This window comes from Tolumonas osonensis (assembly GCF_014202415.1).
GTDB classification, from domain to species: Bacteria; Pseudomonadota; Gammaproteobacteria; order Enterobacterales; family Aeromonadaceae; genus Tolumonas; species Tolumonas osonensis.
On the sequence record NZ_JACHGR010000009.1, the window covers coordinates 37,671 to 51,477 of the forward strand.

Consider the following 13,807-nt stretch of genomic DNA (forward strand, 5'->3'; position numbering starts at 1 on the left):
GTGATGAAACGACTGGTTTGTGGTGTGATGATACTGGTGAGCCTCGTGCTCACCGGTTGTGGTTTTCAGATGCGCGGCAGTATGGACGAAAAACTGCTGCCGTCCCAGCTGACAGCCATCCATGTGGAAGGTGATAACCGCAGCGATATCTATCGTCTGGTCACCGCCCGTCTGCGGCACTCCGGTGTCAAACTGGTGGACCGCAGTGATGATGTTCCGGTGCTGAATCTGGGCAATATCAGTGTCAGTAACAGTGCCGCCTCGCTGGATAACCGCAGCCAGGTCGTGGAGTATGTGATGCTGTTTAATACCGATTACAGCATCACCATGCCCGATAAACCATTACAGAAATTCAGCGCCCGGTTCAGCCGGGTGTTCCTGAACAAATCCGCTCAGGCACTGGCCTCTTCCCGCGAACAGGCCCAGCTGCGCAATGAGATGGAAGTTCAGACCGCTGATCTGATCCTGATCCAGCTCAGTCGTCTCGTCTACTGATGCGTGTCTTCAGCGAACAGTTAGCTGAACAGTTACAGGCAGGCCTTCGGGCCTGCTATCTTGTTTTCGGCGACGAACCATTACAGAAAATGGAAGCGTTGCATCAAATCCGTCATCTCGCCCGCGAACAGGGTTTCAGTGATATCTACCGTTTCAGTGCCATTGAAGAACCACTGCCGTGGGATGATATTCATGCCTGCAGCCAGAGCCTGAGCCTGTTTTCCAGCCGCCAGATCATCGAGATCGAGCTGGGCGACAAGCTGCCGAAAGAGTGGGCGGAACGGATCAGCGAATTACAGCAACACCTGCATCCCGATCTGCTGCTGATCATCCTCGGTCCGAAACTCAGCAGCGCGCAGAGTAAAAGCAGTTGGTTTACCGCGCTGGACAAGCAGGGCGTCTATATTCCGGTGGCACTGCCTGATCCGCGTTATTTCCCGCGCTGGATGAAGCTGCGCAGCCAGCAGAACGGCTTGCGTATCGACAATGATGGCATCACCTTTTTGTGCCATGCCTTCGAAGGCAACCTGCTGGCCGCCGCGCAGGAGCTGGAAAAACTGGCCCTGCTGGCCCTGCCGCAACCGCTGAGCGTGGCGGTATTGCAGCACAACATCACCCGGCATAACGTGTTCGATCCGTTCAAATGGCTGGATACGCTGCTGGAAGGCAAAAGCCAGCGCGCCTTGCGGATACTGACCCGGCTGCGGGATGAAGGCGTGGAACCCGGTATGCTGACCTGGGCACTGGCCAAAGATCTGGAGCTGCTCTGGTCACTGCGTCTGGCACAGGACGCCCGTCAGCCATTACCCCCCCTGCTACAGGCAGCCAAAGTCTGGCCCAGCCGGCAACCCCTGCTGCAACAGGCCATGCAGCGTCTTTCCGCAGCCCAGTTACAGGATATGTTGCGCATGATGGGCGAACTGGATCGCTGTAACCGCACCTTCGACAGCAGCACCGCCTGGCAGTGGCTGCAAACCCTGACACTGGCATTCCGCGGCAGCACGTCACTGCGTTTTACCCTGCCGGTACAACTCTGAAAAAGCGAATGCTGATCCCGCATCGCAGCGTGCTATAATCGCGCGCTCATTATTCGGAGGATTATTTTCTTGCAAGGTAAAGAATTACAGGATTTCGTCGTCGACAAGCTCGGTGACATCAAAGCGAAAGAGATTGTGGTACTGGATGTCCGTGGCAAGTCCGATATTACCGACTGCATGATCATCTGTTCCGGCACATCCAACCGCCATGTCCGCTCCATTGCCGACAAGGTGGCCGAAGAAGCCCGTCATGCCGGCGTCATGCCGTTTGGCGTGGATGGTGATAAGGATGCAGAATGGATTCTGGTCGACCTGGGTGAAGTCATGGTGCACGTCATGCAGGATGAAATCCGCGATCGCTACCAGCTGGAAAAGCTGTGGGGCGGAAATATCAAGGCTGCCTGATCGATGAAACTGCAGATCATTGCCGTTGGCACCAAAATGCCGGACTGGGTTACCACCGGATTTAACGAATACCAACGCCGCTTTCCGAAAGATATGCCGCTGGAACTGATCGAGATCCCGGCGGGCAAACGCGGGAAGAATGCCGATATTGCCCGGATTCTGGACAAGGAAGGGGAACAAACCCTGGCCGCTGTCGGGAAATCCAGCCGTATCGTCACGCTTGATCTGCCGGGAAAAAACTGGACCACGCCGCAGTTGGCCCAGCAACTGGAAAGCTGGAAGCAGGATGGCCGGGATGTCGCGCTGCTGATCGGCGGCCCGGAAGGTCTGGCGCCAGCCTGCAAGGCGGCGGCGGAACAGAGCTGGTGCCTGTCGGCACTGACCATGCCGCATCCGCTGGTTCGTATTGTGGTCGCCGAGAGTCTCTATCGCGCATGGAGCCTGACCACCAACCATCCTTATCACCGCGAATAGCCCATGTCCCGGATTGCCTTTAAGAACAAAGTTCTGGAAAGCGCGCTGTTTGCCCGGCGGGTATGGTTTTCGGTGTTCGTCATTGCCGTCATGATCGCCGTGCTGCTGGCCAATCTCTGGTATCTGCAGGTACAGCAATATCAGACCTATCAGACCCGCTCAAACAGCAACCGGATTAAAGTGATCCCCAGTGCGCCACCGCGCGGACTGATCTTTGATCGTAACGGCGTCCTGCTGGCGGAAAACCAGCCGGAGTTCAGTCTGGAACTGATCCCGGAACAGACCACCGATCTGAAAAAGACCGTACAGGAGCTGACCGAGCTGCTGGGGCTGGATCCGGAAAATATTCCGCGCATTCTGAATGAAGCCCGGCATAGCCGGAAATTCAATCCGGTCACCGTGGCCGAACAGCTCAATGAAGAACAGGTGGCCAAATTTTCGGTCAATCAGTACCGCTTCCCCGGCAGCAGTATTGAAGCCTACCTGAAACGTCATTATCCCTATGCAGATGTGTTGACCCATGCGCTGGGTTATGTCGCCCGGATCAATACCAAAGATCTGCAACGTCTGGAAAAAGAAGACAAGCTGGCCAACTATGCGGCCACGCATGACATCGGCAAGCAGGGTGTCGAAAAATATTACGAAGACCAGCTGCACGGACAGGCCGGTTATCAGGAAGTCGAAGTTAACAACAAAGGGCGGGTATTACGCACGCTGAAATATCAGCCGCCCCAGGCCGGACAGGATCTTTATCTCGGTATTGATATCCGGCTGCAGAAACGCGCGTATGAACTCATGCAGGGCCGTAAAGGCGGTATTGTGATGATGGATCCGCGTGACGGCTCGATTCTGGCGTTTGTGTCTGCGCCCAGCTACGACCCGAATATTTTTGTCCGTGGCGTCAGCACTAAAGAATATTCCGCCCTGCTGAACAATCCGGCACGGCCGCTGATCAACCGTATCTCTCAGGGGGGATACGCCCCGGCATCGACGGTGAAACCCTTACTGGCGGTGATGGGACTAAACGAAGGCGCCATTACGCCCTACTACCGTTATTTTGGCGGTGCGACATTCCAGATCCCGGGCACGGCGCGCAAGTTCCGCGACTGGCGACGCGGCGGTCATGGCTGGCTGGACGTTTACCGGGCGATTGAAGTTTCGGCGGATACCTATTTCTACGATCTGGCTTACCGTGTCGGCATCGACAAGATCCATGAATACATGACCCGCTTCGGTTTTGGTAATTATTCCGGTCTCGACATTTTCGAGGAGAGTACCGGTGTCATGCCATCGCGCGAATGGAAACAGAAACGTCACCGTCAGCCCTGGTTCCAGGGTGATACCATTTCCGTGGGTATCGGTCAGGGTTACTGGACTTCCACGCTGATCCAGCTGGCTCGGGCACACAGCATCCTGACACAGCATGGCCGGATCATTACGCCGCATATTGGTATGGCGTTCAATGACAATGGAAAACGCCAACCGATCGTGCCGGCGGAACAGGAGCCGATTCAGACCAAGGATGACAGTTTCTGGGGTGTCTCGTTAGAAGGGATGTATCTGGTCAACAACGGTCCGGAAGGCTCCGGCCGGCATGCCTTTGCCGGAACACCGTATAAATCCGGCGGGAAATCCGGTACGGCACAGGTCGTGGGGATGAAAGAAAACCAGCGCTATGATGCCAAGAAACTGAAAGAGGAACACCGGGATAACGCCTTGTTTGTCAGTTTTGCACCGTATGATAACCCGACCGTCGTGTGCGCGGTGATTCTGGAAAACGCCGGTGGTGGCGGCAAGAATGCGGCGCCGATTGCCCGCACGATGCTGGATGCTTACCTGCTCGGTAAATATACCGACGAAGTCAAAGAAGATGAGGCAACCGCACATTGAACCTGAATGAAGAGAACAACAAATATCAGCTCTGGCAGAAGATCCATGTCGATCTGCCGCTGCTGTTTGCCATCATTGCCCTGATCGCGTTCAGCATGGTGGTACTTTATTCAGCCTCCGGCCAGCATCCGGATATGCTGTTCAATAAACTGGTGCATACCACGCTGGCCTTTACCGTCATGCTGGTCATGGCGCAGTTTTCACCGGCGTTCTATGCCCGCTGGGCACCACCGGCCTTTCTGCTCTGCATCGTCCTGCTGCTGTGCGTCATGATCTTCGGCCATATCGGCAAAGGGGCTCAGCGCTGGCTGGATCTTGGCTTTATCAAATTCCAGCCGTCCGAATTACTGAAAATCGTGATGCCGATGACCATTGCGGCCTACATGGATCGGCATCCGCTGCCTCCCCGACTGGGACATATCGGGATCGCGCTGACGCTGGTGCTGATCCCCACCCTGCTGATTGCGGAACAACCGGATCTCGGGACTTCCATTCTGGTCGCTGTCTCCGGGATTTTTGTCATTTTTCTCGCCGGCATTAACTGGTGGCTGATTATTACAGCCGGTGTGCTGCTCTGCGCCTTTATGCCGGTGATGTGGTTTTTCCTGATGCATGATTATCAGCGCCAGCGGGTACTCACCTTCCTCAATCCGGAAAGTGATCCTCTGGGCACCGGCTATCATATTATTCAGTCCAAGATCGCGATTGGTTCCGGCGGTCTGTTTGGCAAAGGCTGGCTGAACGGGACGCAGTCCCAGCTCGACTTTTTACCGGAGCGACACACCGATTTTATCTTTGCGGTGATCGGCGAAGAATTCGGTCTGATGGGCTTTATCGTGCTGATACTGCTGTATCTGCTGATCCTGTACCGCTGCCTGCACATCAGTCTGCAGGCGCAGAACTGTTTTGACCGTTTACTCGGCGGTGCCTTATCCCTGACCTTTTTCTTTTATGTCTTTATCAATATCGGTATGGTCAGTGGCATCCTGCCGGTGGTAGGTGTACCGCTGCCGCTAGTCAGTTACGGCGGAACCGCGATGATCACGCTGTGCGCCGGTTTTGGTATTCTGATGTCAATCCATACCCATCGCCGACTTTTGGCCTGAGCAGGAATAATTATGAAACGTATACTCGCACTGGGACTTTCTCTCTTTATGGCCGCGGATGCCACCGCAGCCACATTACGCCCGCAGGATCTTGCCCGGATGCAGGAACTCAGTCAGCAGACTGGCGTACCGATGTCATCCATCACCCGTGCGACCGGACAGGCGGATTTTCGTCAGGCCGTGCTGGACGCGTATAAACGACCGGCAGAAAGCAAACCCTGGTATGAATATGAGGCGCTGTTTCTGACCGAAAAACGGATCCGGCAAGGTGCCGAGTTCTGGCGTACCCATGCCGCCGACCTGACCCGTGCCGAGCGGACCTTCAACGTGCCGGCCAGCGTGATCGTGGCCATCATCGGGGTGGAAACCTTCTACGGCGGCAATATGGGCACACATCCGGTACTGGATTCGCTGTATACGCTGGCGTTCTATCATCCGACGCGCACCGAGTTTTTCAGTAAGGAATTCGTCAATTACATCCGGCTGGGCAATCAGCAGGGATGGGATCTGAAAGCCCGGCAGGGCTCCTATGCCGGCGCCATGGGGATGGGACAATTCATGCCCTCCAGCTACCTGACCTATGCGGTTGATTTTGATGGTGACGGTCATAAGGATCTGTTCACTAACCCGACCGATGCGATTGGCAGTGTGGCCAATTATTTCCATAAACACGGCTGGAAAATGGGCGATCCGGTGGTGGAAGCCGCTCAGCTGACCCGGCCATCTGCCGCCGGGAAAGTCCAGGATCGGGTCGAACTGAAACAGCGCTGGCAGGAACTGCAGACGGCCGGGGTCCGGGTGAAAACCCCGCTGAAAGCCGATACCCCGGTCACATTGCTGCAATACGCACAACCGGACTATTCTGAATACTGGGTCGCTCGTCAGAATTTTTATGTCATTACCCGCTATAATAAAAGTCCGCTGTATGCCATGGCGGTCCATAACCTGAGTCAGCAGATCGCGAAACAATACTATGGTCAATAAACCGTATTACTTTGTTGTTTGTGTTCTCCCGTTACTCCTGCTGGCTGCCTGCAGCAGCCAGCAACCGACGACGTCGGTTCCCGCTACACCCCGCCAGCCGCTGATCGACATCAACGGCGCGGTGCCCCGTTTTGAGCCACCGAGCCGGATTGGCAACCAGGACTACGAAGTGTTGGGTCAGCGCTACAAGGTCTGGAACGGTATCCAGCAATACGACATCGAAGGCACAGCCTCCTGGTACGGTCCCGGTTTCCACGGCAAATACACCTCCAATGGCGAGTTGTATGATCAGGAAGATATTTCGGCCGCGCACAAAAATCTGCCATTACCCAGTTACCTGCGGGTCACTAATCTGGAAAACGGCCACCGGCTGATTGTCCGGGTCAATGATCGCGGCCCGTTCCACGGAGATCGCATACTGGATCTTTCCCGCGGCGCAGCCAGCCGACTGGGGATTCTGAAACCGGGAACGGCCCGGGTCCATGTTGAACTGATTCATCCGCCTCGTCCGGCCAATGCCGAACAACTGATTGCCCAGCATCAATCTCGCACCATTCAGTTGCTGGCGACCAACGATCTGAAAAAAGCCAAAGAAGTGGCCTCTGATGTGGAACGCCGTTACGGGGTGCCACCCCGGGTGGTCGCGATTAACAGTATGTATAAACTGCATGTCGGGCCACTGGAGAAACCGCAGGCCGAACAGCTACTATCTAAATTAAAAGGATCGGGTTTCCGCGGCGCGTTCTTCCTGAACTGACCCGGGACAGACTGACAGGGATGAACATGCGTTTTTCAGTGACCTTCTCCGCATTTTGCCGCTACGGTTGCCTGTTGCTGCTGACACTGCTGTTTGCGGCCTGTACGGCCCGGGAGGAAGTGAGCTACCGTATCCGCCCGACCAAGACACGGGTGCAGACGGCGGATAGCGGCAATTATTCCGGTTTTCAGTTCAAAGAGTATGCCGGCCCGATCGTGACCGACGCGCAGTATGCGCGGATGAGCCCCCGTCAACGCCGTCAGCTGGGGCTCCTTTCCCCGATCTATGAACCGCCGAGCCATAAAGGGAACAATGGCTACGAGATTGACGGCAAGTACTACCCGATCTGGAAAGACATCAAAGAATACACCGCCGAAGGACTGGCTTCCTGGTATGGTCCCGGCTTTCATGGTCGTCTGACCGCCAATGGCGAAGTGTATGATCAATATGCGATTTCCGCCGCGCATCAGAGCCTGCCGCTACCCAGCTTCATTCATGTGACCAATCTGGAAAACGGCCGCACCCTGGTGGTCCGGGTCAATGATCGCGGCCCGTTTGTCGGCGATCGGTTACTGGATCTGTCGTATGGCGCGGCAGCCCGTCTGGGCATCGTGGCGGACGGTGTCGTCCGGGTGAAAATCGAATTAATCAATACCAGTTCGCCGCTGCTGCTCTCTTCCCGGAATTGATTTGATAGCATAAAAAATCACCATTTCTGTTTTTTGGCACAGTTTTGGCTGCCCCACCGTCCGGCTTTTGTTATAGTGACCACGATTTCAAACTGGCTATGTCTGATCATACGGATCAGGCAACCACCGGACAGATAAGGATCATGAAGTTGAAACTGGCGAAACTTGTTCTGCTGACCGCGGCATTCAGTATCAGCGCGGCCACCTTCGCAGAGACTGCAACCCCAACCCCGACCCCTAACCCGATGCCAACGCCTGATCCGAAACCGATGCCGGCGCCGGTACCTGTGGCTGTACCAAGCCCACCGCAGATTTCTGCCAAAGCGCATCTGCTGATGGACTATAACAGCGGCCAGATCCTGATCGGGGAAAACACGGAAGAGCGTCTGCCGCCGGCCAGTCTGACCAAGATGATGACCTCGTATGTCATCGGTCAGGAACTGAAGTCAGGCCGTATCAAACCAGCCGACATGGTGACCATCAGCCAGAATGCCTGGGCGAAAAACTACGGTGACTCGTCCAAGATGTTTATCGAAGTGGGTAAACAGGTCAGCGTGGACAACCTGAACAAAGGGATCATCATCCAGTCCGGTAACGATGCCTGTATCGCCATGGCCGAGCACATCGCCGGTTCGGAAGATTCATTTGCCAGCCTGATGAACCAGTGGGCCGACAAACTGGGCATGAAAGATACCCATTTCGTCAACTCTCACGGTTTATATAACGTTGATCACTACTCGACGGCGCACGATATGGCGCGTCTGGGTCAGGCGCTGATCCGTGACCTGCCAAACGAGTATGCGATCTATTCACAGAAAGATTTCACCTTCAACGGCATCACCCAGCATAACCGTAACCGTCTGCTGTGGGACAAAACCCTGGTGGTTGACGGTATCAAGACTGGTCATGTCAGCGAAGTTGGTTATAATTTGGTCGCCTCTGCCACCGGTCCGGAAGGCATGCGTCTGATCTCCGTCATTATCGGTTCCAACAGTGAACAGCAACGGGCGGAAGAGAGCAAGAAACTGCTGACCTACGGTTTCCGTTTCTATCAGAACGTGCAACCGTACAAACAGGGTGCCGAGCTGGCCAGACAACGTATCTGGATGGGTGACAAGAGCGAAATCGGTCTGGGAACTGACCGCGATATCAACCTGTTAGTACCGCGCGGTTCTGCCGCGAAACTGAAAGCAGATTTCCAGTTGAATCGTGAACTGAACGCCCCGATCAAACAGGGCGAAACAGTTGGCACCATCTTCCTGCGGATCGACGGCAAGGATGTGGCGCAATATCCGCTGGTGGCACTGGATACCGTGGAAGAAGGCGGCATCTTCAGTCGTCTGTGGGACTATCTGGTACTGCTGTTCCAGCAACTGTTCGGCTAACAGAGACTCTGAGAAGTTTTCCTGAAGGCCCGCTTAGACGGGCCTTATTTTCATTAACAGGCTTGAGGTAGAAATATGGGCTTGAATACCAAATTTGATGAACTGCTGGATTTTCCCTGCCAATTCCCGTTCAAGGTACTGGGTGTGGCGGATGATACGCTGGCCGATCAGGTGATTGCAGTCCTGCAGAAACACGCGCCGGGCGACTATCTGCCGAGCATCAAGCCAAGCAGCAAAGGGAACTACCTGTCAGTGACCGTGACCGTGACGGCACGGAGCAAAGAACACCTGGAAACCATGTATTCCGCGCTGGGACAAATCGAACTGGTGCGCGTGGTACTTTAACACTACAAAAGTTGTGCGTTTATCCAACATAAGTCGCTGGTATTTGCCAGCGACCTCATTATAATTAAGCAAAATTGCAACAAAGCGGAAACAATTTTGCAGCATTCCTCTCTGATTGTCCGGCGGTTAGGCTTACAGTCCTACGAAACAATCTGGCATGCCATGCAGGCCTTCACTAATCAGCGGACACCTGACACCGCCGATGAGATCTGGCTGGTCGAACATCCTCCGGTTTATACCCAGGGGCAGGCCGGCAAACCCGAGCACCTGTTGCATACCACCTCTATTCCCATAGTACAAAGCGATCGCGGCGGACAGGTGACCTATCATGGCCCTGGTCAGCTGGTGTTTTACCCGTTGCTGGATGTGCGCCGTCTGGGCGTCGGGGTACGGGAACTGGTGACCGCGCTGGAACAGTCTGTTATCCGTTTGTTAGCAAATTATGATATTGAGGCGGTGGCCCGCGCCGATGCGCCGGGGGTGTATGTCAATAACGCCAAAATCGCTTCCTTAGGTTTACGAATCCGCCATGGCCGTTCCTTTCACGGTCTGGCACTCAACGTGGCGATGGACTTAACGCCATTTCAGCACATTAACCCGTGCGGCTATGCCGGTCTGGCAATGACGCAGTGCAGTAGTCTGGGTGGCCCCGCCAGCGTGGCCGAGGCAGCAGAGGGTTTGCTGCACACCTTTACCCAGCAGTTAGGGATCACCCAGTGGCAGGACGGTGATGCCGTCGTTTATGCCCCCGCATGCGAGGAAACTCATGACTAAACCAATTACTGTTCAACCCGGTGTACAACTGCGCGATGCTGATAAAATGGCCCTGATCCCGGTAAAATTTCTGCCGGAACAGGAAGGCGACCAGCTGAAAAAACCGGACTGGATGCGTATCCGTCTGCCGAAAACGGATGAAAAGATCCAGAACGTCAAAAACATCATGCGCAAGAACAATCTGCATTCGGTGTGTGAGGAAGCCTCCTGCCCGAACCTGTCAGAATGCTTCAACCATGGTACCGCGACCTTCATGATCCTTGGCGCGATCTGTACCCGCCGCTGCCCGTTCTGCGATGTGGCCCATGGCAAACCACTGGCGCCGGATGCCGATGAACCGAAAAAACTGGCGAATACCATTCGCGAAATGGCTCTGAAATATGTGGTGATCACCTCGGTGGATCGTGACGATCTGCGTGACGGTGGTGCTCAGCATTTCGCTGATTGCATTCGTGAAATCCGTCTGGCCTCCCCGAACACCCGGATCGAAACCCTGACCCCGGATTTCCGTGGCCGAATGGAGAAGGCGCTGGATATCTTCCGCGAGACCCCGCCGGATGTGTTTAACCACAACCTGGAAACCGCACCGCGACTGTACAGCATGGCGCGTCCGGGCGCAGATTATGCCTGGTCACTGAAACTGCTGCAGAAGATGAAAGAGCTACACCCCGATCTGCCGACCAAATCCGGTCTGATGATGGGGTTAGGTGAAACCAACGACGAGATCGTCCAGGTGCTGAAAGATCTGCGCGCGCACGGTGTCACCATGCTGACGCTGGGCCAGTATCTGCAGCCGAGCCGTCACCATCTGCCGGTGAAACGCTATGTGCCGCCGCACGAGTTTGACGAGCTGAAAGAGATCGCGCTGGATCTCGGTTTCACCCACGCCGCCTGCGGTCCGTTCGTCCGTTCCTCCTATCATGCCGATCTGCAGGCACAGGGCAAAGAAGTCAAATAACCCTCCACGGCCGGTATTCATTCGGGACACCGGCCATGCTACCCTACCCGTGTATTTCCCACCCTGATCCAGTATCATAGCCAGGTTCCTCTTTCGGCTTTAAGGAATAACACGGTTTTGCTGACTCGTTATTTTCGTTTTGTCACGACACTCTTTACGCCGCGGGTACGCCGGAACATCCTCCGGATCGCCACGACGCTGTTCGTGACATTGTTTCTTCTGCTGTGGCTCGCCAATCAGGTGATCAGCCATGAGCGGCAATTTACCTACGACGAAGTGGACGCCATCCCCTACAACAAAGTCGCGGTGGTACTGGGCACGTCCAAGTATCTGACCACCGGCGGCCTGAACCAGTATTTCCAGAACCGGATCGACGCGACCGCGGCGCTCTGGTACAGCGGTAAAATCAGCCAGATCATCGTGTCCGGCGATAATGCCCACATGAGTTATAACGAGCCACGGGAAATGCGCCGCGAACTGCTGAAGCGTGGTATCCCGGCACAGGCGATCTACAGTGATTATGCCGGTTTCCGCACGCTGGATTCGATCCTGCGCGCGCACGGCGTGTTTGGTCAGACCCGCTTTACCGTAGTCTCGCAGCGTTTCCAGAACGAGCGCGCCATTTTCCTCGCCCGGCAACATAATCTGGAAGTGATCGGTTTCAATGCCGCCGATGTGGAAGCCTATACCGGCTTCAGAACCCGTTTCCGCGAGATCTTTGCCCGTCTGTGGTGCCTGTTCGATGTCTATATCTGGGAGCGCCAGCCCCGCTTCATGGGCGAACAGATCGAGGTGGAGTGAAACTGGTTAAAAATTCGTGCCGGATCGCTTTCAACGGCCCGGCAAGTGATAGATACTCATCGTTTTGTATAATGATGCATTTTGAGTACACGTAATGCTGCAGCAACCTGCTCTTGATCATGCCTGGTTACAAATCGCGGTGGGGCTTTCCACCTCCATGCCCGGTGAACTGCAATTTCAGCGTCTGGTCCAGGCCATCTGTGACGTACTGCCGTGCGACGCCGTGGCCCTGATGCAGCTGAACGAAGGCGAACTGGTTCCGGTAGCTGCCATGGGGCTGGCGCCGGAAGTCATCGGTCAGCGGTTTCTGCCGGCCGAGCATCCCCGCCTGCAGGCAATTCTGCAGGAACGGGATCCGGTCCGCTTTCCTGCTGACGCCGAACTCCCCGATCCGTTTGACGGCTGGCTGGCCGCTGACCGTGAGCGCACCGCGGACGTCCACTCCTGCATGGGCTGCAGCCTGTATGTCGACCGGCAGCTGGTGGGCGTACTGACGCTGGATGCGCTGGCGCCGGGACGGTTTGACGATGTCGATGACATGACCGTGGCGGCGTTTGCGGCACTGGCGGCGGCGACACTGCGCAATGTGGCACTGATCCGGGCGCTGGAACACAGCCGGGCCCAGCAGCAGGAACTGGCACAGGAACTGGTGCGGGATGCCCGCCGCCGTGAAGGCGAGCTGATTGGCAACAGCGCGCCGATGCGCAAGCTGAACGAAGAGATCGAAACCGTCGCCAGAACCGATCTGGCGGTGCTGATCACCGGCGAAACCGGCACCGGCAAGGAGCTGGTGGCGCGTACGCTGCATGCCCGCTCGCGCCGCAGTGAACAGGCGCTGGTGCACGTCAACTGTGCCGCGCTGCCGGAGCAGATCGCCGAGAGTGAGCTGTTCGGCCATGTCAAAGGCGCGTTCACCGGCGCTGTCAGCAACCGCGCCGGCAAATTCGAGCTGGCTGACGGCGGCACGCTGTTTCTGGACGAGATCGGCGAACTGCCGTTAAACCTGCAAGCCAAACTGCTGCGCGCTCTGCAGCAGGGCGAGATCCAGCGGGTCGGTTCGGACAAATTGCTGCGGGTGAATGTGCGTCTGATTGCCGCCACCAACCGCGATCTGGAACAGGAAGTGGCAGAAGGCCGTTTCCGCAGCGATCTCTATCACCGGCTGAAAGTCTATCCCATCGCCGTCCCGCCCCTGCGGGAACACAAAGCCGATCTGGAGATCCTGAGCAGCTACTTCCTCGATCAGGCCAGAACGCATCTGGGATTACGTCAGATCGCCCTGCATCCGCAGGCGCTGCAAGCCATGCAGGCGTATGACTGGCCGGGCAACGTGCGGGAGCTGGAGCACCTGCTGATGCGGGCCAGTCTGAAAGCCACCCAGCACAAGGAAGGACGGCCGCTGATCCTGGCCGAACACCTGGATCTGCCGGTCGCGGACCAGCCGGCGCCGGCCACCAGCAGCGCTGACAACCCGGCGCAACCGGTTGCGATTCCCAGCGGGCTTAATCTGCGCGATGCTGTTGATAACTATCAGAAAATGCTCATCAGTCAGGCGCTGGAAGCCCAGCAGGGGAACTGGTCCGCCACGGCGCGGCAGTTGCAGACTGACCGGGCGAATCTCATCCGGCTGGCGCAACGACTCGGACTGAAATATAGCTGAAAAGTACATCTAAAATGAACAGTGGCAATTGTTCAGATTTTATGTGA

Annotated in this window: 15 protein-coding genes; all 15 read left to right on the forward strand. The window is 56.1% G+C overall.

Annotation, left to right across the window (positions count from 1 at the left end; translation table 11 throughout):
• Window positions 1-3 precede the first annotated feature (3 nt).
• The 15 genes from HNR75_RS12840 (at window position 4) to norR (ending at window position 13,760) form a co-directional block, all read left to right on the forward strand.
• Window positions 4-495 (forward strand): LPS-assembly lipoprotein LptE, encoded by a 492-nt coding sequence (locus HNR75_RS12840; protein ID WP_188027387.1) that lies wholly within the window; start codon window positions 4-6, stop codon window positions 493-495.
• On the forward strand, window positions 495-1,532 hold the full coding sequence (gene holA, locus HNR75_RS12845; protein WP_188027388.1) for a DNA polymerase III subunit delta: 1,038 nt from the start codon (window positions 495-497) through the stop codon (window positions 1,530-1,532). The genes HNR75_RS12840 and holA overlap by 1 nt, the downstream gene beginning before the upstream one ends.
• A gap of 69 nt (window positions 1,533-1,601) precedes the next feature.
• Window positions 1,602-1,937 (forward strand): ribosome silencing factor, encoded by a 336-nt coding sequence (rsfS, locus tag HNR75_RS12850; protein WP_188027389.1) that lies wholly within the window; start codon window positions 1,602-1,604, stop codon window positions 1,935-1,937.
• Between the two features lie 3 nt (window positions 1,938-1,940).
• Window positions 1,941-2,411, forward strand: a complete 471-nt coding sequence (gene rlmH, locus HNR75_RS12855; RefSeq protein WP_188027390.1) for a 23S rRNA (pseudouridine(1915)-N(3))-methyltransferase RlmH — start codon at window positions 1,941-1,943, stop codon at window positions 2,409-2,411.
• A gap of 3 nt (window positions 2,412-2,414) precedes the next feature.
• A complete protein-coding gene (gene mrdA / locus HNR75_RS12860; protein ID WP_188027391.1) occupies window positions 2,415-4,301 on the forward strand; it encodes a penicillin-binding protein 2 in 1,887 nt (628 codons plus the stop codon).
• 2 nt (window positions 4,302-4,303) lie between these two features.
• The gene (rodA, locus tag HNR75_RS12865; RefSeq protein WP_188027505.1) at window positions 4,304-5,407 is read left to right on the forward strand and encodes a rod shape-determining protein RodA; all 1,104 of its coding nucleotides are present in this window, start codon (window positions 4,304-4,306) and stop codon (window positions 5,405-5,407) included.
• A 12-nt stretch (window positions 5,408-5,419) separates the two neighbouring features.
• Window positions 5,420-6,391, forward strand: coding sequence for a lytic murein transglycosylase B (gene mltB / locus HNR75_RS12870; RefSeq protein ID WP_188027392.1), 972 nt, complete (start codon window positions 5,420-5,422; stop codon window positions 6,389-6,391).
• Window positions 6,381-7,148, forward strand: coding sequence for a septal ring lytic transglycosylase RlpA family protein (locus tag HNR75_RS12875; protein WP_188027393.1), 768 nt, complete (start codon window positions 6,381-6,383; stop codon window positions 7,146-7,148). The genes mltB and HNR75_RS12875 overlap by 11 nt, the downstream gene beginning before the upstream one ends.
• Window positions 7,149-7,174: 26 nt before the next feature.
• Entirely contained in the window at window positions 7,175-7,837 is a 663-nt protein-coding gene (locus HNR75_RS12880) for a septal ring lytic transglycosylase RlpA family protein (protein WP_223157907.1), read from the forward strand.
• A 143-nt stretch (window positions 7,838-7,980) separates the two neighbouring features.
• Window positions 7,981-9,222, forward strand: a complete 1,242-nt coding sequence (locus HNR75_RS12885; protein ID WP_188027394.1) for a D-alanyl-D-alanine carboxypeptidase family protein — start codon at window positions 7,981-7,983, stop codon at window positions 9,220-9,222.
• A gap of 81 nt (window positions 9,223-9,303) precedes the next feature.
• Window positions 9,304-9,567, forward strand: coding sequence for a DUF493 family protein YbeD (gene ybeD, locus HNR75_RS12890; RefSeq protein WP_188027507.1), 264 nt, complete (start codon window positions 9,304-9,306; stop codon window positions 9,565-9,567).
• Between the two features lie 96 nt (window positions 9,568-9,663).
• Window positions 9,664-10,341 (forward strand): lipoyl(octanoyl) transferase LipB, encoded by a 678-nt coding sequence (lipB, locus tag HNR75_RS12895; RefSeq protein ID WP_188027395.1) that lies wholly within the window; start codon window positions 9,664-9,666, stop codon window positions 10,339-10,341.
• Window positions 10,334-11,299 carry a lipoyl synthase gene (lipA, locus tag HNR75_RS12900; RefSeq protein ID WP_188027396.1) on the forward strand — a complete coding sequence of 322 codons (966 nt, stop codon included), beginning with the start codon at window positions 10,334-10,336 and terminating at the stop codon, window positions 11,297-11,299. Before lipB ends, lipA begins: the two co-directional genes overlap by 8 nt.
• A 117-nt stretch (window positions 11,300-11,416) precedes the next feature.
• A complete protein-coding gene (locus HNR75_RS12905) occupies window positions 11,417-12,100 on the forward strand; it encodes an ElyC/SanA/YdcF family protein (protein WP_188027397.1) in 684 nt (227 codons plus the stop codon).
• A 94-nt stretch (window positions 12,101-12,194) separates the two neighbouring features.
• Entirely contained in the window at window positions 12,195-13,760 is a 1,566-nt protein-coding gene (gene norR / locus HNR75_RS12910; protein ID WP_188027398.1) for a nitric oxide reductase transcriptional regulator NorR, read from the forward strand.
• The last annotated feature ends 47 nt before the right edge of the window (window positions 13,761-13,807 follow it).